Raw genomic sequence first — 16,919 nt, 5'->3', positions numbered from 1 at the left:
GTCGTATTGACACCACGCTGGTCCAGACCGCACGGTGATCCGCGACGCAGCCACACCGAAGGGGCACCGCATGAGCGACCGCAAGCCCGCCGGCCAGTTCCTCGACGCGGCGATCGACCTGCTGCGACGCGTCCGCGACGAGGAGGCCGGGGCCATCGAGGCGGCCGGCGTCCTGCTCGCCGACACCGTGCAGGACGGCGGCCGGCTCTTCGCCTTCGGCGCCGGCCACTCCTCCCTCGCCGCCCAGGACGTCGTGTACCGCGCCGGCGGACTCGCCCTGATGAACCTGCTCGCCGTGCCCGGTGTCGTCGGCGTCGACGTCATGCCGGCCACGCTCGGCTCCGCCCTGGAGCGCGTCGACGGCCTGGCGAGGGCCGTCCTCGACTCCTCGCCCCTCCGCGCGGGCGACACACTGGTGGTCGTCTCCCTCTCCGGGCGCAACGCCCTGCCCGTGGAAATGGCCGTGAACGCCCGCTCGCTCGGCGTGAAGGTCATCGGCGTGACGTCGGTGGCGTACGCCCGCGAGACGACGTCGCGGCACTCGTCCGGCACCTTCCTCAAGGACCACTGCGACCTCGTCCTGGACTCCAAGATCGCCGTCGGGGACGCCGAGCTCACGCTCGACACCGTCCCGGCGCCCTTCGCGCCCGCCTCCACGGTCGTCACCAGCGCCCTCCTCCAGGCCGTGATGGCCACGGCGGCCGCCACCCTCGCCGACCGCGGCATCGAACCCCCGCTGCTGCGCTCGGGCAACGTGGACGGCGGCCTCGAGTGGAACGGGCGCGTGCTGGACCAGTACCAGGACCGGATCTTCTACCGCCGCTGAACCGGACTCCCCCGACGGACGACCGCTCCCCCGGCCGACACCGCCACTCCGCCCACCCGCGTCACCCGGCCGCCGCGGACCCACGCCCGCCCACGGCGGCCCCGCTACGGCGTCTCCCTCGCGTCCGTCGCACCGGCCAGGTCCAGCGCCGTCGCGATGTGGGCGGCCACGTCCTCGGCGTACATCGCGTCGGGCCGCTCGAACGCGCTGCGGCCCGCGCCCCGCAGAAACGTCACGGCCCCCAGCGTCCGGCCCCGGCTGCGCAGCACCGCGCACAGCCCGTGCACCGTGTCCGCCGGCCACTGCCGGGCCACGGCCCACTCGCGTACCTGCTCGGGCGCGGCCCTGACCCCCGCGCTGGCCCGCACCGAGCCCGCCCGCTCCACGCACTGCACCGCCGGATGCCCCTCGCCGTACCGCACCGGCAGCCCCGCCGTCCCGGTCGGCACGCTCGGGCCCGGCGCGCCGGACGGCGTGGCCGCGACCCGGACCAGCCGGACCGGCTCCGCCGCGTCGGTGTCCGCCGCCGCCCCGCCCACCACCCGGTCGATCAGGGCGTGGTCGGCGAAACCGGCGAGCGCGAAGTCCAGGTGGACGACCGCCGCCTCCGCCGGATCCTCGCACTCGGCCGCCGCCCGCGCCGCCCGGTGCAACTGGTTGGCCCGGAACCGCAGCAGCGCCGCCTCCTGCTCGACCTGCTTGGCCTCGGTGACGTCCTGGAACAGCCATCCGACGCCCAGCGGCACCGGCTCCTCCGCGAGCGGCGACGCCAGCCGCACGAACCCGCTGCGCCAGCACCTGCGCCGCTCGCCCTCGGGGGTGCGCACCCGCACCCACACCTCGGCGGGCGCGGGCGGCGCTCCCTCCGCGAGGACGTGCGTCAGCGCGTTCTCCAGCTCCTCGACGCCCTGGGTGAGCAGGTCGCCCAGCGGGCGGCCCAGCACGGACGTACGCCCGGCCCCCAGCGCACGCGCCGCGTGGGCGTTCACGACGGCGGGGCGCAGATCGGCGTCCACCAGCACGACACCCCAGCTCGCGTCCTCCAGCAGGGCCTCGCTCAGCGCGATGGACCGCTCCAGGTCGATCTGCGCGTGCACCTCGCTGAACGCGCAGTACACCCCCGCGGGCCTGCCGTCGGGACCGCGCACGGCCGCGGACTGCGTACGCACCAGGACCCGTCCGCCGTCCTTGGTCAGCAGGGCGAACTCGTGCACCTGCCGCCCCGGGGACCGCATCGCGGACAGCAGCCGCTCCTCGACCTCCCCGGCGTCCGCCCTGCGCACCGCCCACCCGGCGAACCCCTGCCGCCCCACGGCCTCGGCCGCGGTCCAGCCCAGGATGCGCTCCGCCTCGCGGTTCCAGTGGGTGACGACCCCGTCCGCGTCGAAGGCGCACAGGGCGGCGTCCATGCCGTCGAGGAGCGCGGCCAACAGGTCCGCGCCGTCCCGCTCGGGCTGCTCCGGCTCGTCCGGCCCCAGCTCGTCGGTGGTCCCACTACGCCGGGAAGCACTCACCTGGACCCCCTGCAGGCTGCGTCCGCCGTACCGTACGTCGGTTCGCTCACTGGCCTTCATTCAACTCGAACGTGATGCACCGCACACCGGGTTCCCGCAAGATTGCAGAAATCGTTGTACTGCGGAAACTCGGCATACGCCCCCGTCATGCCGGGTGCGGGACGAGTCGCAGACCGACCCATTCGTCACTCTCGCCGTCCAGCACGTACCGCTCCCGCTCCGCGAACCCCCGCGCCCCGGCGAACCGCAGCCCGTCGGCGTTGGCCGCCAGCACCACGGTCTCCACCGCCCCGGCGCCCAGCACGCGCGCGTGCGCCAGCCCCGACGCGTAGAGCGCCCTACCGATCCCGCACCGCCGGAACGGGGGCAGTACCCGGGCGATCACGGTCGCCACCCGTTCCTCGCCCTCGGGCGGGCGCACGGTGGAACAGCCGACGAGCACGTCCCCGAGATAGGCGTTCTCCAGCCGGTAGCGCGCGCTGCGCTCCCGCGCCTCCTCCAGGGACATCGCGGCGGGCGGCACGATCACGTTGTGCACGTGCCGCCACTCCTCCACCATGGCGTCGCCGTCCACGGCCTCGATCCGCAGCCCCGGTCCCGACGGCTCCCCCTGACGATTCATCATGGGCGGAACGCTAGGTGACCAGCGCGGACGCGTCCATGGAGATCGACGGCGAATCGAGTCGGAAAAACCGATTGATCGGCGGCCGACCAGTTCCTAGGGTGTTCAGTACACGAGAAGGGAGGTGGTTCGGCAGATGTATGAATACCGGACGCGTGAGGTGACTGCGGGCTAGCGGCCCGCCACCACACTCAGTGCGGTGCCGGACCAGCGCGTGACAGACGCGTGCAGCCGGCCCAATCCCGAGCAGTCACCCGACCCGCGAGTCGCCGGTACGTCCGGCCGGCTCCTCCTCCGGAGGAACCAGACTCGCGGGTCGTCTGCGTTTTCGGGGCCCTGTGGTGTTCGGAGCCTGTGGTGTTCGGGGCCCTGTGGTGTTCGGGGCCCTGTGGCGAAGTCAGCTCGCGATGGCGTCGTAGCCCTCGATCTCGCGCGGGTCGCGGGAGCCCGGGCCGACGTAGCGGGCGGAGGGGCGGACCAGGCGGCCGGTGCGCTTCTGTTCGAGGATGTGGGCGGACCAGCCGGCGGTGCGGGCGCAGGTGAACATCGAGGTGAACATGTGGGCCGGGACCTCGGCGAAGTCCAGCATGATGGCGGCCCAGAACTCGACGTTGGTGGCGAGGACACGGTCGGGGCGACGGTTGTGGAGCTCGGTCAGGGCCGCCTTCTCCAGGGCCTCGGCGACCTCGAAGCGCGGGGCGCCCAGTTCGCGGGCGGTGCGGCGCAGGACGCGGGCGCGGGGGTCCTCGGCGCGGTAGACGCGGTGGCCGAAGCCCATGAGGCGTTCGCCGGCGTCGAGGGTCTTCTTGACGTAGGCCTCGGCGTCCCCGGTGCGTTCGATCTCCTCGATCATGTGCAGGACGCGGGAGGGGGCTCCGCCGTGCAGGGGGCCGGACATGGCGCCCACGGCGCCGGAGAGGGCGGCGGCGACGTCGGCGCCGGTGGAGGCGATGACGCGGGCGGTGAAGGTGGAGGCGTTCATGCCGTGTTCGGCGGCGGAGGTCCAGTAGGCGTCGACCGCGGCGACGTGCTTGGGGTCGGGCTCGCCGCGCCAGCGGATCATGAAGCGTTCGACCACGGACTGCGCCTTGTCGATCTCGCGCTGCGGGACCATGGGCAGGCCCTGGCCGCGGGCGGACTGGGCGACGTAGGACAGGGCCATGACGGCGGCGCGGGCGAGGTCGGCGCGGGCCTGTTCGGCGTCGATGTCCAGGAGGGGTTTGAGGCCCCAGACCGGCGCCAGCATGGCGAGCGCCGACTGGACGTCGACCCTGATGTCGCCGGAGTGCACGGGGATCGGGAAGGGCTCCGCGGGCGGCAGGCCGGGGTTGAAGGCGCCGTCGACGAGCAGGCCCCAGACGTTGCCGAAGGAGACGTGGCCGACGAGGTCCTCAATGTCGACGCCGCGGTAGCGCAGGGCGCCACCCTCCTTGTCGGGTTCGGCGATCTCCGTTTCGAACGCGACGACTCCTTCGAGTCCGGGTACGAAGTCGGACATCAGGCGGCTCCTCGTGATCGTGGTGTGTGGCGGCGAACCCGTGCGGCGATTGTGCGGTCTCCGCCATGGGCCCGCCGGGTCCCTCGGATCCACGGTCGTGTCGTCGACTCGCGGTCCTGGCGGTCCCCCCTGTGATGCCCCGTACGGTCGGCGGTCATCCAACCGGGCCGGGATCAGCACGATATCCCTGAGTGCCACGATTGGGGAGGGGGCGCGGCACTCAGTGCCACTCAGTGACCAAGGACACCGGGGATCCGGCCTGAGGGCGGCGTGCATACGGCAGGATGGCCGCGTGACCGACCGTGACGCCGTCCCCGCCGTCCCCGCTTCCGTCTCCTCCGCATCGTCTGCGTCGTCTGCATCGTCCGAGGCTTTCGATCTTGCGTCGATGCGCAAGCAGTACCGGGCCGAGGGCCTCTCCGAGAGCGAGCTGGCCGCCACGCCCGTCGAGCAGTTCGCGCGCTGGTTCAAGCAGGCCGCGACGGAGGGCGGGCTGTTCGAGCCGAACGCCATGGTCGTCTCGACGGCCGACGCCGAGGGCCGGCCCAGCTCCCGCACGGTGCTGCTGAAGCACTTCGACGAGCAGGGCTTCGTCTTCTACACCAACTACGACTCCCGCAAGGCGCGCGAGCTGGGCGAGAACCCGCACGTCTCGCTGCTGTTCCCGTGGCATCCGATGGCCCGGCAGGTCGTCGTCACGGGTGTCGCGCGGCGGACCGGGCGGGACGAGACCGCCGCGTACTTCCGGACCCGGCCGCACGGCTCCCAGCTGGGCGCCTGGGCCAGCGTCCAGTCGTCGGTGGTTTCCGGCAGGGACGCCCTGGACGCCGCGTACGCCGAGCTGGCCGCGCGCTATCCGGAGGGCGAGCAGGTGCCGGTGCCGCCGCACTGGGGCGGGTTCCGGGTGGCGCCGCGGGCGGTGGAGTTCTGGCAGGGTCGGGAGAACCGGCTGCACGACCGGCTGCGCTACGTGGCGGAGGCGGACGGGGGCTGGCGGGTGGAGCGGCTCAGCCCCTGAGAAGAACGAGCTTCAGTCCAGCGCCTCGTCCAGCAGCCGGGCCCACTGCTCGACCACCCGTTCGCGGCGTGTCCCGTCGTCGGTGAGGAGGTTGGCCAGGCCCAGGCCGCGGGCCATGTCCAGCAGGCCCTGGACGGTTTCGCGGACGCCCGGGCGGGTCTCGTCGGCGCCGAGGAGGTCGACCGCGATGCGGTGGCTCTCGCGGCCGACGCGGGCCTCCAGTTCGGTCACCCGGCCGCGCAGCTGCTCCTCGTTGGAGGCGGCGACCCACAGGTGGAGGGCGGCGCGGAACAGCGGGCCCGTGTAGAGGTCGACCAGGGCGGACACCACGGCCCGGCGGCCGGCCGCCGCGGCGCCGTCGGGGAACAGGGCCCGCAGGGCGACGGACCGTTCCTCCGCGACGTACTCCACGGCCGCCGTGAAGAGGTCCTCGCGGGTCGGGAAGTGGTGCTGGGCGGCGCCCCGGGAGACTCCGGCGCGTTCGGCGACGACGGAGACCGTGGAGCCGGCCCAGCCGTGTTCGGCGAGGCAGGCCACGGCGGCTTCCAGGAGGCGCTGCCGGGTGGCCCGGCTGCGGTCCTGCTTGGGAACGCGCTCCGCGCGGTCGGCCGTGCTCACGGCGCCGCTCACACCACCCATTCCGGATCCCGTCGTTCGAGGAAGGCCGTCATCCCCTCGCGGGCCTGCGGGGAGGCGAACAGCCGGGCCGAGAGCGCGGTCAGATCGGCCGCGTCCCGGTCGAAGGCCTCCAGCACCCTAGCCGTGAGCAGTCGTTTCGTCTCGGCCAGGCCCTGCGGTGAGGCACGGCGCACACCGTCCAGGACGGGCGCGAGTACGGCGTCCACGTCGTCGCCCGCCGCCGTGACCAGGCCGATCCGGGTGGCCTCGGCGGCGTCGAGGCGTTCGCCGGTGAGGTAGTAGCGGGCGAGGGCGCGGGGATCGGTGCGCGGCAGGAGGGGCAGGGAGATGACGGCGGGCGCCACGCCGATGCGGACCTCGGTGAAGGCGAACGTCGACGCGGTGGACGCGCCCGCGATGTCGCAGGCGGCGAGCAGGCCGAGGCCGCCCGCGCGGACGTGTCCGGCGACGCGGGCGACGACCGGTTTGGGCAGCTCGACGATCCCCCGGAGCAGGGCGACCAGGGCGTCCGGGTCGGGCGGGTCGTGCAGGTCGGCGCCGGCGCTGAAGGTGGTGCCGGTGTGGGTGAGGACGACGGCGCGGACGCCGGGGTCCTCACCCGCGTCGGTGAGGGCGTCGGCCAGGTCGCCGACGAGGGCGGCGGAGAGGGCGTTGCGGTTGTGCGGGGAGTCGAGGGTGAGGGTCTCGACGCCGCGTTCACGGGCGCGGGCGAGGCCGGTCGGGGTCATGGGCTCCCGCCCTCCGAAGGGTTCGGTCGTGCCGTCACCACGTGCTTCCTCCTCGCACAACGCACCGCCGGATCAGTACGACTTGGGCAGGCCCAGGGTCTGGTGGGAGACGTAGTTGAGGATCATCTCCCTGCTCACCGGGGCGATCCGCGCCACGCGCGCCGCCGTTATCAGCGAGGCGAGCCCGAACTCCCGGGTGAGGCCGTTGCCGCCGAGGGTGTGCACGGCCTGGTCGACGGCCTTCACGCAGGCCTCCCCGGCGGCGTACTTGGCCATGTTGGCGGCCTCGCCGGCGCCCGCGTCGTCACCGGCGTCGTAGAGGTGGGCCGCCTTCTGCATCATCAGGCGGGCCAGTTCGAGGTCGATGTGCGCCTGGGCGAGGGGGTGGGCGATGGCCTGGTGGGCGCCGATGGGGGTCTTCCAGACGGTGCGTTCGCGGGCGTACTCGACGGCGCGGGCGAGCGCGTAGCGGCCCATGCCGATTCCGAACGCCGCCGTCATGATGCGCTCGGGGTTGAGGCCGGCGAAGAGTTGGAGGAGGCCCGCGTCCTCGTCGCCGACGAGGGCGTCGGCGGGCAGCCGTACGTCGTCGAGGGTCAGCTCGAACTGCTTCTCGGCGGCCTGCAGTTCCATGTCGATCTGCCGGCGTCCGAAGCCGGGGGTGTCACGGGGGACGATGAACAGGCAGGGTTTGAGCCTGCCGGTGCGGGCGTCCTCGGTGCGGCCGACGACGAGGGTGGCGTCGGCGATGTCGACGCCGCTGACGAAGACCTTGCGGCCGGTGAGGAGCCAGTCGGTGCCGTCGCGGCGGGCGGTGGTGGTGATGCGGTGGCTGTTGGAGCCGGCGTCGGGTTCGGTGATGCCGAAGGCCATCAGGCGGCTGCCGTCGGCCAGGGTGGGGAGCCATGCGCGTTTCTGGGCCTCGGTGCCGAAGCGGGCGATCACCGTGCCGCAGATCGCCGGGGAGACGATCATCATCAGCAGGGGGTTGCCGGCGGCGCCCATCTCTTCGAGGACGAGGGAGAGTTCGACGATGCCGCCGCCGCCTCCGCCGTATGCCTCCGGCAGGTTGACGCCTATGTAGCCGAGCTTGGCGGCCTGCTGCCAGAACGGCCTGTTGTCGGTGCCGGGGGTGCGGGGGTGGTTGTTCGCGAACGAAGCGACCGCTTCGCGGAGGGCCTTGTGCTCTTCGGATTCGATGAGGGTGGTCATGTGGCTCCTTCGGCTGCAGGTTCGTCGTGGCTGGTCGCGCAGTTCCCCGCGCCCCTATAGGTCGGCTTCCTGCACGACGGCCAGGAGGGCCCCCATCTCCACCTGCTGTCCTTCCGTCACCGGCAACTCCGCCAGCGTGCCGTTCGCCGGGGCCGCGATGACGTGCTGCATCTTCATGGCCTCCAGCCACAACAGCGGTTGGCCCGCCTCGACGGCGGCGCCGTCCGCCAGGCCCTCCGCGACGCGGACGACCGTGCCCGGCATGGGGGCCAGGAGGGAGCCCGGGGCATGGGGGGTGGTGAGGTCGGGGAAGCGGGGCAGGGCGATGAGGGCGGTGGCGTTGACGTGGACCTGGTCGCCGTAGCGGGAGACTTCGAAGCGGTGCTGCACGCCGCCCGTTTCGAGGACGACCCGCGCGGCGTCGGCGTGCACGACACGGACGCCGTCGGCGGCGAGTCCCGTACGGGTGTGGTGGTAGCGGACCTCGTGCTCCTCCCCCGCCATGGCGTACCGCTTGACCTGCGGCTGTGAGGGCAGGTTGCGCCAGCCGCCGAAGCGGGAGCGGGGGGCGGCACACGCGTCGGCGAGGGCGGCGGCCAGCGGGGCGAGGGGGTCGGGTGCGGGTGCGGTCAGTTCGGGCAGGTGGCGGTCGTAGAAGCCGGTGTCCATGCGGGCGGAGGTGAACTCCTCGTGGCGCAGGGAGCGGACGAGCAGGTCGCGGTTGGTGACCGGGCCGTGGATCGCCGCCCGTTCCAGGGCTCCGGCGAGTCGGCGGACGGCCTCCGCGCGGGTGGGGGCGTGGGCGACGGCCTTGGCGAGCATCGGGTCGTAGTGGACGCCGATGTCGTCGCCGTCGGTGTAGCCGGTGTCGAGGCGGATGCCGTCCGGGACGGTGAGGCGGTGCAGGCGTCCGGTCTGCGGGGCCCATCCCGCCGCCGGGTCCTCGGCGTACAGGCGGGCCTCGACGGCGTGGCCCCGCGCGCGCGGGGGGTCGGTCGCGAGGGCGTGGCCCTCGGCGATCCGGAGCTGGAGGGCGACGAGGTCGACGCCGTGGACCGCCTCCGTGACCGGGTGCTCGACCTGGAGGCGGGTGTTCATCTCCAGGAAGCGCGCCCTGCCGTCCGCGACGAGGAACTCGACGGTGCCGGCGCCGACGTAGTCGACGGCGCGGGCGGCGCGTACGGCCTGCTCGTACAGGTCCTGGGTGAGCGATGCGGTCAGGCCCGGTGCCGGGGCCTCCTCGATCACCTTCTGGTGGCGGCGCTGCAGGGAGCAGTCCCGGGTGCCGAGCGCCCACACCGTGCCGTGGGTGTCGGCGAGGACCTGCACCTCGACGTGGCGGCCGTCGACCACGTACGGCTCGACGAACACCTCGCCGTCGCCGAACGCGCTCGCCGCCTCCGCGCGGGCGGCGGTCAGTTCGGCCTCCAGGTCGGCGAGGCGCCGTACGACGCGCATGCCGCGTCCGCCGCCGCCCGCCGCCGCCTTCACCAGGACCGGCAGGTCGGCCTCGGTGACGTGGTCCAGGGGGGCGACGCCCATCAGTTCCTTGGCGCGCGTCTTGGACGCCATCGCCTCGATCGCCTCCGGGGGCGGTCCGATCCAGGTCAGGCCGGCGTCGACGACGGCGCGGGCGAAGTCGGCGTTCTCGGAGAGGAAGCCGTAGCCGGGGTGCACGGCGTCCGCCCCGGCGGCGGTCGCGGCCTTCACGATCAGGTCGCCGCGCAGGTACGTGTCGGCGGAGGCGGTCCCCGGCAGCCGTACCGCCGCGTCGGCCACGCGCGCGTGGAGGGCGTTCTCGTCGGCGTCCGAGTGCACGGCGACCGTTCGGATTCCCGACTCACGGCAGGTGCGGAAGATCCGGCAGGCGATCTCGCCCCGGTTGGCGACGAGGACAGTGCTGATCAAGGTGATCCCCTCACATCCGGAAGACGCCGAAGCCACCGCGCGCACCCTCGTAGGGCGCGGTGTGGACGGCCGACAGGCACAGGCCGAGGACGGTGCGGGTGTCGCGCGGGTCGATGACGCCGTCGTCGTAGAGCCGGCCGGACAGGAACACGGGCAGCGACTCGGCCTCGATCTGCTGCTCCACCATGGCGCGCAGCGCCGCGTCCGCCTCGTCGTCGTACGGCTGTCCTTTCGCGGCGGCCGACTGGCGGGCGACGATGGACAGCACGCCGGCGAGCTGCTGCGGGCCCATGACGGCGGACTTGGCGCTGGGCCAGGCGAAGAGGAAGCGGGGGTCGTAGGCCCTGCCGCACATGCCGTAGTGCCCGGCGCCGTAGGACGCCCCCATGAGGACGGACAGGTGGGGGACGCGCGAGTTGGAGACGGCGTTGATCATCATGGCGCCGTGCTTGATGATGCCGCCCTGTTCGTACTCCCTGCCCACCATGTAGCCGGTGGTGTTGTGCAGGAAGAGCAGGGGGATGTCGCGCTGGTTGGCGAGCTGGATGAAATGGGCGGCCTTCTGCGACTCCTCGCTGAACAGGACGCCCCGCGCGTTGGCGAGGATGCCGACCGGGTAGCCGTGGAGGGTCGCCCACCCGGTCGTCAGGCTCGTCCCGTACAGCGGCTTGAACTCGTCGAAGTCGGAGGCGTCGACGACGCGGGCGATGACCTCGCGCGGGTCGAAGGGGGTCCGGAGGTCGCCGGGGACGATGCCGAGCAGGTCCTCGGGGTCGTACTTCGGCGGTTCGGCGAGGGGCGGGTCGGCGTACGCCTTGCGGTGGTTGAGGCGGGCCACGACGCGGCGGGCCTGCCGGAGCGCGTCCGGCTCGTCGACGGCGAAGTGGTCGGCGAGGCCGGAGGTGCGGGCGTGCATCTCGGCGCCGCCGAGCGACTCGTCGTCGCTCTCCTCGCCGGTGGCCATCTTCACCAGCGGTGGTCCGCCGAGGAACACCTTCGCCCGCTCCCTGACCATGATCACGTGGTCGGACAGGCCGGGGACGTACGCGCCGCCGGCCGTGGAGTTGCCGAAGACGACGGCGATCGTCGGGATGCCGGCGGCGGACAGCCGGGTCAGGTCCCGGAAGATCGCGCCGCCGGGGATGAAGATCTCCTTCTGGGAGGGCAGGTCGGCGCCGCCGGACTCCACCAGGCTGATGCAGGGCAGCCGGTTGGCGAGCGCGATGTCGTTGGCGCGCAGGGCCTTCTTCAGCGACCAGGGGTTGCTGGCGCCGCCGCGCACGGTCGGGTCGTTGGCGGTGATCAGGCACTCCACGCCCTCGACGACGCCGATGCCGGTGACGAGCGAGGCGCCCACGGTGTACTCGCTCCCCCACGCCGCCAAGGGCGACAGCTCCAGGAACGGCGTGTCCGGGTCGAGGAGCAGCTCGACGCGCTCGCGGGCGAGCAGCTTGCCGCGTCCTCGGTGCCGGGCGACGTACTTCTCGCCGCCGCCCGCCAGCGCCTTGGCGTGTTCGGCGTCGAGCTCGGCGAGCTTGGCGAGCATGGCCTCGCGGTTCGCCCGGTGGTCGGGGTCGGCCGGGTCCAGGGCGGAGGACAGGACCGTCACAGCAGTACCTCCGGGATGTCCAGGTGGCGGGCGCGCAGCCATTCGCCGAGCGCCTTGGCCTGCGGGTCGAAGCGGTGCCGGGCGGCGACGCCCTCGCCGAGGAGTCCCTCGACGACGAAGTTGAGGGCGCGCAGGTTGGGGAGCGCGTGCCGGGTGACGGGCAGGTCGCGGGCCTCGGGGATCAGCTCCCGGAAGCGGTCCGCGGTCAGCTCGTGCGCCAGCCAGCGCCAGGCGTCGTCGGTCCGCGCCCACACGCCGACGTTGGCGTCGCCGCCCTTGTCGCCGCTGCGGGCTCCGGCGACCCGGCCGAGGGGGGCGCGGCGCGCGGGGCCCGGCGGGAGCGGCTGCGGCAAGGCGGGTTCCGGTACGTCCGCCAGTACTGCGGTGTCCTGGGCCGGTGCCACCGGGACCCGGCGCCCGTCGTGGAGGACGGCCACGTGGTCGACGGCGCCATGGGGGACGTACACGTCCTCGAAGACCCCATAAGGCTCGCCCTTTCCCGGTGGCGCGAGCACATGGAACCCGGGGTAACTGGCGAGGGCCAGCTCGACGGCGGCCCCGCTCAGCGCCCGCCCGACGACCCGCTGGTCGGCGTCGCGGACGACGAGCCGCAGCAGGGCGGCGGCCGTCTCCTCGGTCGGGGCGTCGGGCCGGTCGGTGCGGACCAGGTCCCAGCGGACGTCGGCGACCTTGCCGAGGGCGGGTGCCATCTGCGCCCGTACCAGCGCGGCCTTGGCCTCGATGTCGAGGCCGGTGAGGACGAAGGCGACCTCGCCCCGGAAGCCGCCGAGGCGGTTGCGCCCGACCTTGAGCGTGGCCGGCGGGGCCTCGCCGCGCACGCCCTGGACGCGTACGCGGTCGGGGCCGTCCTGGCTGAGCCGTACGGTGTCCAGCCGGGCGGTGACGTCCGGCCCGGCGTACCGGGCGCCGCGCGTCTCGTACAGCAGTTGGGCGGTCACCGTGCCGATGTCGACGAAGCCGCCGGTGCCGTCGTGCTTGGTGATGACACAGGTGCCGTCGGCGTGCAGCTCGGCGAGGGGGAAGCCGGGGTGGCGGACGTCTCCCTCGTGGAAGAACGCGTAGTTCCCGCCGGTCGCCTGCGCCCCGCACTCCAGCACGTGGCCGGCGACGACCGCGCCCGCGAGCCGGTCGTACTCCGTCGGCGACCAGCCGAAGTGCGCGGCGGCGGGCCCGGTGACCAGGGCGGCGTCGGTGACCCGCCCGGTGACCACGACGTCGGCGCCCGCCCGCAGGCACTCGGTGATGCCGAAGCCGCCGAGGTAGGCGTGGGCGGCGAGGCTGCCCGGGTGGGCGGCGGTGAGGTCGTCGCCCTCGACGTGCGCGACCCGTACGGGGATGCCGAGGCGGTCGGCGAGGGCGCGCACGGCGTCGGCGAGGCCGGCGGGGTTGAGCCCGCCGGCGTTGCTGACGATCCTGACACCCCGCTCGTGGGCGAGGCCCAGGCACTCCTCCATTTGGCGCAGGAAGGTGCGGGCGTATCCGGCGTCGGGGTTCTTGAGGCGGTCGCGGCCCAGGATGAGCATGGTCAGCTCGGCGAGGTAGTCGCCGGTCAGGACGTCGAGGGGGCCGCCGGTGAGCATCTCGCGCAGGGCGTCGAAGCGGTCGCCGTAGAAGCCGGAGGCGTTGCCGATGCGCAGCGGCCCCGTCACCGCCGGGCCCCCTTCGGCTTCCGTCCCGCCCCGGGCGGTCCCGCGAAGGCCTGGGCGATGTCCAGCCAGCGGTCGGCGTCCGGGCCCTCGGCGTGCAGGGCGAGGTCGGCGCGGTGGGCGCGCTGGGTGGCGAGCAGGCAGAAGTCGAGGGCGGGGCCGGTGACGCGCTGGCCCGCGTCCTCGGGGCCGTAGGTCCACAGGTCCCCGCCGGGCCCGGTGAGCTCGATGCGGAACTGTTCGGCGGGCGGGGTGAGGCCGTGGGTCGCGTAGGCGAAGTCCCGCGCCCGTACGCCGATGCGGGCCACGTGCCGGAGCCGGTCGGTGGGTGGGCGCGTCACACCGATCGTGTCCGCGATGTCCAGGCCGTGGGCCCAGGTCTCCATCAGGCGGGCGGTGGCCATGGAGGCGGCCGCCATGGGCGGGCCGTACCAGGGGAAACGGGCGCCGGGTGGCGACTCGCGCAGTGCTCTGTCGAGGGCGGCGCGGCCCTGGCGCCAGACGGCCAGCAGCTCGCCGGGGGGCTGCCGGGCGCCTTCCCGCGCGCCGTCGTCGACGTACCGGTCGGGCGCGGCGAGGGCCTGCTCCACCAGGACGCGGAAACCGTCCTCGTCGGTGACGGCCAGCAGGGCGGACCGGTCGGTCCAGGCCAGGTGCGCGATCTGGTGGGCGATCGTCCAGCGGGGCGCCGGGGTGGCGAGCCGCCACTCCTCGGGGCTCAGCCGGGCGACCAGCGCGTCGAGTTCCTCGCTCTCCTCGCGCAGGTCGTCGATCACGGGCGTCGGATCGGACACGGGGCGCTCCCCTCGGGCACGGCGGCGTGCGGCGCGGTGTGGGGAGGAGCATGGCAGGGGGTGCGGAAACAATCAAGCACGCTTGCATGAATTGGGGCCACAGGCGTGGTGCGCGGGCTCGGGCTCGGCGTTCAACGTTGACGGAGCGATCGGCGCCCCGCGACGCGCGCCGACAGCGCCCCGGGGGCTAGGTGGATTGAGGGCTGCCGTCGGCGTCCCGTGGGCGGGGCCACCCGCCGTCGCCCCCGACTCCGGAGGGCGGGGGCTGCCCGCCGTCGTCTGCGGCCCCGGGGGCGGGGGCTACCGGCCGTCGTCCCCCGGCCCCGGGAGCGGTCGCCGCTTCCGGCTGCCCCGCCCCACCTGGGTCCGCACCGCGCCCATGCTGGCCGCGATGACCAGGGCGATGGCGGCGGACTGGGTGGCGGACAGGGCCTGGTCGAGGACGAGGAAGCCGGCCGCCGCGGCGATGGCGGGCTCCAGGCTCATGAGGATGGCGAAGGTGGGCGCGGGCATGCGGCGCAGGGCGAGGAGTTCGAGGGTGTAGGGCAGGACGGAGGAGAGCAGGGCCACCCCGGCGCCCAGCGCGAGCGTCACCGGGTCGATCAGCTCGGCGCCCGACTCGGCGATGCCCAGCGGCAGGAACAGCACCGCCCCGACCGCCATCGCGAGGGCCAGTCCGTCGGCCTGTGGGAAGCGGCGTCCGGTGCGCGCGGAGAAGACGATGTACGCCGCCCACATCGCGCCCGCCGCCAGCGCGAAGGCGGCACCGGCCGGGTCGAGGCTGTCGAAGCCGCCGCCGCTGAGCAGGAAGACGCCGGCCAGGGCGAGCGCGGCCCAGACCAGGTTGACCGCACGCCGGGAGGCGAAGACGGAGAGGGCGAGCGGGCCGAGCACCTCCAGGGTGACGGCGGGGCCGAGGGCGATGCGGTCGACGGCCTGATAGAAGAGGCCGTTCATGCCGGCCATGGCGATGCCGAAGACGACGACCGTGCCCCAGTCGGCCCGGGAGTGGCCGCGCAGCCGGGGCCGGCACACCAGCAGCAGCACGACGGCGGCCACGGCCAGCCGCAGGGTCACCACGCCGAGCGCACCGGCCCGGGGCATCAGGCTCACCGCCAGCGCGGCGCCGAACTGCACGGACAGACCACCGGCGAGGACCAGGCCGACGGGGCCGAGGGCACCCCACCGGCCGCCCGGGGCACCGCTCGGCGCGGGCGCGTGGCCGGTGGCGGGCGCTGCCTCGGGGCCCGCCACGGGGGCGGCTGCCGGGGACGGGGTGCCGGGGGTGGCGCTGGGAGTGCTCACGAGGGCTCCGGGACGGTGTGCGGGTGGACGTCGTTCATCGTGCTGCACGGCAGAGTTCAGGGTATTGGACTCGGTCAGGCGTATGGCACTCTCATGCAACTGTCGCGGGAGGGGAACGCGGCTGTCAACGTACGTCCGTCAGGCGGGCGGGACTCGCCGGACGGGCCGATACGTCGACCAGGTACCGTCCGCTCTGTGAGACGACTCCTGACCCGCCTCTGGCGCCTCCTGCGCCCGGTGCAGAGCCGCGTCATGTGGCTCGTGAACGCGAAGTTCGTGGTCGGTGTGACCGGCGTCGTACGGGACGACGAGGGGCGGGTCCTGATGCTGAGGCACAGGATGTGGCCGCCGGGCCGCCAGTGGGGCCTGCCGAGCGGCTTCGCGCGCAAGGGCGAGGACTTCCGCCGGACCGTGGTGCGCGAGGTCAGGGAGGAGACCGGCCTCGACGTCGAGGTGGGCCGCCTGGTCATGCTGAACAGCGGCCTGCGCACCCGCCTGGAGGTGGCGTACGAGGCCCGCCTGCTGGGCGGCGAGCTGCGCATCGACCCCGCCGAGATCCTGGAGGCCCGCTGGTGCCGCCCGGACGACCTGCCCGAGGGCGTCCAGCCGGTGTGCCATCCGCTGGTGCGGGGCGAGACGGCGCCCTGAGGCGCCTTCGCGGGCGGTGCCGAAAGCTCCGGCTCCCGACCTGCACCGAGAGTGGGCAGCGGGTCCACGAGGTGGGTAGCAGGTCCACGAGGTGGGCGACCCCGTGACGAGGAGGACTTCTGATGCGCAGCGTGACCTATTCGATGAACGTCTCGCTCGACGGCTACATCGTCGGGCCGGACGGCGGCTTCGACTGGACAGGGCCCGACGAGGAGGTCTTCCGCTCCTGGATCGACGAGATCCGGGGAGTCGGCGTCCACCTGCTGGGCCGACGGCTGTACGAGACGATGCTGTACTGGGAGACCGCCGACCGGGATCCCTCGCTCGACGACTCGAAGCTCGAGTGGACCGCGCTCTGGAAGTCGCTCCCCAAGGTGGTGTTCTCCACCACGCTGACGGCGGTGGAGGGCCGTGCCCGCCTGGCCTCCGGCGGCCTGGCGCAGGAGATCGAGCGGTTGCGGGCCGAGCCGGGGGAGGGCGACATCGCGATCGGCGGCGCGACCCTCGCCGCCGAGGCGGCCGCGTCGGGCCTGATCGACGAGTACCGGGCCAGGGTCTACCCGGTGCTGGTCGGCGGCGGTGTTCCGTTCTTCCCCCGGCGCGAGCGCCGGGTGGATCTCGATCTCGTCGAAACCCGCACGTTCAGCTCGAACGTCGTCCACCTCCGCTACCGCGTGGCACGCCGGGCGGCGTCCTGAGGCCGGGGCGTGGCTAGTAGTGCTTGGTCATGTGCGGTTCGTGGTGGCGTGTCTTCTTGATTGGTCGTGTCGTTGACCGGGTGTGCTGGGTGGGGAGTTGGCTGCGGTCCGGTGTGATCTGGAGGACTTCGCGGCGGAGATGTTCGAGCCGTTCGCGCGGGCGGATCAGCGCCGGTGGGGCGGGGTCTATCTGCGGGGTCTGCTGCTGGACGGCGGGCGCAAGTCGGTGGAGC

At 73.7% G+C, this 16,919-nt stretch carries 16 protein-coding genes; 5 read left to right on the top strand and 11 right to left on the bottom strand.

What is annotated here, in order from left to right; all coding sequences use genetic code 11:
* Nucleotides 1-70 precede the first annotated feature (70 nt).
* Complete coding sequence (locus tag RM812_RS29180) at nucleotides 71-826, top strand: SIS domain-containing protein (RefSeq protein ID WP_311578771.1); 756 nt, start codon at nucleotides 71-73, stop codon at nucleotides 824-826.
* A 104-nt stretch (nucleotides 827-930) separates the two neighbouring features.
* Here the strand turns inward: RM812_RS29180 and RM812_RS29175 are convergent, their stop codons facing one another.
* From RM812_RS29175 to RM812_RS29165, 3 genes are all read right to left on the bottom strand, one after another.
* On the bottom strand, nucleotides 931-2,400 hold the full coding sequence (locus tag RM812_RS29175; RefSeq protein ID WP_311578765.1) for a PAS domain-containing protein: 1,470 nt from the start codon (nucleotides 2,398-2,400) through the stop codon (nucleotides 931-933).
* 85 nt (nucleotides 2,401-2,485) lie between these two features.
* On the bottom strand, nucleotides 2,486-2,965 hold the full coding sequence (locus RM812_RS29170; RefSeq protein ID WP_311578759.1) for a GNAT family N-acetyltransferase: 480 nt from the start codon (nucleotides 2,963-2,965) through the stop codon (nucleotides 2,486-2,488).
* A gap of 394 nt (nucleotides 2,966-3,359) precedes the next feature.
* Nucleotides 3,360-4,460: a citrate synthase 2 gene (locus RM812_RS29165; RefSeq protein WP_311578754.1), complete on the bottom strand. Its 1,101-nt coding sequence runs from the start codon at nucleotides 4,458-4,460 to the stop codon at nucleotides 3,360-3,362.
* Nucleotides 4,461-4,752: 292 nt separating this feature from the next.
* Between RM812_RS29165 and pdxH the strand changes: the two genes are divergently transcribed.
* Nucleotides 4,753-5,478, top strand: a complete 726-nt coding sequence (pdxH, locus tag RM812_RS29160; RefSeq protein ID WP_394816532.1) for a pyridoxamine 5'-phosphate oxidase — start codon at nucleotides 4,753-4,755, stop codon at nucleotides 5,476-5,478.
* A gap of 12 nt (nucleotides 5,479-5,490) precedes the next feature.
* Here pdxH and RM812_RS29155 read toward each other — a convergent pair whose 3' ends face one another.
* The 8 genes from RM812_RS29155 to RM812_RS29120 form a co-directional block, all read right to left on the bottom strand.
* Nucleotides 5,491-6,117, bottom strand: a complete 627-nt coding sequence (locus RM812_RS29155) for a TetR/AcrR family transcriptional regulator (protein ID WP_311578746.1) — start codon at nucleotides 6,115-6,117, stop codon at nucleotides 5,491-5,493.
* Nucleotides 6,105-6,845, bottom strand: a complete 741-nt coding sequence (locus RM812_RS29150) for an enoyl-CoA hydratase family protein (RefSeq protein WP_311578741.1) — start codon at nucleotides 6,843-6,845, stop codon at nucleotides 6,105-6,107. Before RM812_RS29150 ends, RM812_RS29155 begins: the two co-directional genes overlap by 13 nt.
* Before the next feature lie 72 nt (nucleotides 6,846-6,917).
* Nucleotides 6,918-8,057: an acyl-CoA dehydrogenase family protein gene (locus RM812_RS29145; RefSeq protein WP_311578738.1), complete on the bottom strand. Its 1,140-nt coding sequence runs from the start codon at nucleotides 8,055-8,057 to the stop codon at nucleotides 6,918-6,920.
* Nucleotides 8,058-8,111: 54 nt separating this feature from the next.
* A complete protein-coding gene (locus RM812_RS29140; RefSeq protein ID WP_311578735.1) occupies nucleotides 8,112-9,965 on the bottom strand; it encodes an acetyl/propionyl/methylcrotonyl-CoA carboxylase subunit alpha in 1,854 nt (617 codons plus the stop codon).
* A 10-nt stretch (nucleotides 9,966-9,975) separates the two neighbouring features.
* Entirely contained in the window at nucleotides 9,976-11,574 is a 1,599-nt protein-coding gene (locus RM812_RS29135) for an acyl-CoA carboxylase subunit beta (protein WP_311578732.1), read from the bottom strand.
* Nucleotides 11,571-13,244 (bottom strand): acyclic terpene utilization AtuA family protein, encoded by a 1,674-nt coding sequence (locus RM812_RS29130; protein ID WP_311578728.1) that lies wholly within the window; start codon nucleotides 13,242-13,244, stop codon nucleotides 11,571-11,573. The genes RM812_RS29135 and RM812_RS29130 overlap by 4 nt, the downstream gene beginning before the upstream one ends.
* On the bottom strand, nucleotides 13,241-14,035 hold the full coding sequence (locus tag RM812_RS29125; RefSeq protein WP_311578725.1) for a TIGR03084 family metal-binding protein: 795 nt from the start codon (nucleotides 14,033-14,035) through the stop codon (nucleotides 13,241-13,243). Before RM812_RS29125 ends, RM812_RS29130 begins: the two co-directional genes overlap by 4 nt.
* Before the next feature lie 300 nt (nucleotides 14,036-14,335).
* Nucleotides 14,336-15,340, bottom strand: coding sequence for an EamA family transporter (locus RM812_RS29120; RefSeq protein WP_311578722.1), 1,005 nt, complete (start codon nucleotides 15,338-15,340; stop codon nucleotides 14,336-14,338).
* Nucleotides 15,341-15,535: 195 nt separating this feature from the next.
* On the opposite strand from RM812_RS29120, the gene RM812_RS29115 reads away from it, so the two are divergent.
* The 3 genes from RM812_RS29115 to RM812_RS29105 all read left to right on the top strand — a co-directional run.
* Nucleotides 15,536-15,988: an NUDIX hydrolase gene (locus RM812_RS29115; RefSeq protein ID WP_311578719.1), complete on the top strand. Its 453-nt coding sequence runs from the start codon at nucleotides 15,536-15,538 to the stop codon at nucleotides 15,986-15,988.
* Nucleotides 15,989-16,110: 122 nt separating this feature from the next.
* Nucleotides 16,111-16,686 (top strand): dihydrofolate reductase family protein, encoded by a 576-nt coding sequence (locus RM812_RS29110; protein WP_311578714.1) that lies wholly within the window; start codon nucleotides 16,111-16,113, stop codon nucleotides 16,684-16,686.
* Between the two features lie 82 nt (nucleotides 16,687-16,768).
* The coding region (locus tag RM812_RS29105) for a transposase (protein WP_311578937.1) at nucleotides 16,769-16,919 on the top strand (151 nt) is incomplete at its 3' end.

It is taken from the genome of Streptomyces lancefieldiae (assembly GCF_031845825.1).
GTDB lineage: Bacteria > Actinomycetota > Actinomycetes > Streptomycetales > Streptomycetaceae > Streptomyces > Streptomyces lancefieldiae.
The sequence above is the reverse complement of the archived record's forward strand: the minus strand, read 5'-3'. Positions and strand labels throughout refer to the sequence as shown.

What these genes read in the sequence shown, in the direction of transcription:
- RM812_RS29150 (WP_311578741.1), bottom strand. Translation starts at nt 6,845, where the DNA reads ATGACCCCGACCGGCCTCGCCCGCGCCCGTGAACGCGGCGTCGAGACC.
- RM812_RS29155 (WP_311578746.1), bottom strand. Translation starts at nt 6,117, where the DNA reads ATGGGTGGTGTGAGCGGCGCCGTGAGCACGGCCGACCGCGCGGAGCGC.
- RM812_RS29175 (WP_311578765.1), bottom strand. Translation starts at nt 2,400, where the DNA reads ATGAAGGCCAGTGAGCGAACCGACGTACGGTACGGCGGACGCAGCCTG.
- RM812_RS29170 (WP_311578759.1), bottom strand. Translation starts at nt 2,965, where the DNA reads ATGATGAATCGTCAGGGGGAGCCGTCGGGACCGGGGCTGCGGATCGAG.
- RM812_RS29145 (WP_311578738.1), bottom strand. Translation starts at nt 8,057, where the DNA reads ATGACCACCCTCATCGAATCCGAAGAGCACAAGGCCCTCCGCGAAGCG.
- RM812_RS29180 (WP_311578771.1), top strand. Translation starts at nt 71, where the DNA reads ATGAGCGACCGCAAGCCCGCCGGCCAGTTCCTCGACGCGGCGATCGAC.
- RM812_RS29165 (WP_311578754.1), bottom strand. Translation starts at nt 4,460, where the DNA reads ATGTCCGACTTCGTACCCGGACTCGAAGGAGTCGTCGCGTTCGAAACG.
- RM812_RS29110 (WP_311578714.1), top strand. Translation starts at nt 16,111, where the DNA reads ATGCGCAGCGTGACCTATTCGATGAACGTCTCGCTCGACGGCTACATC.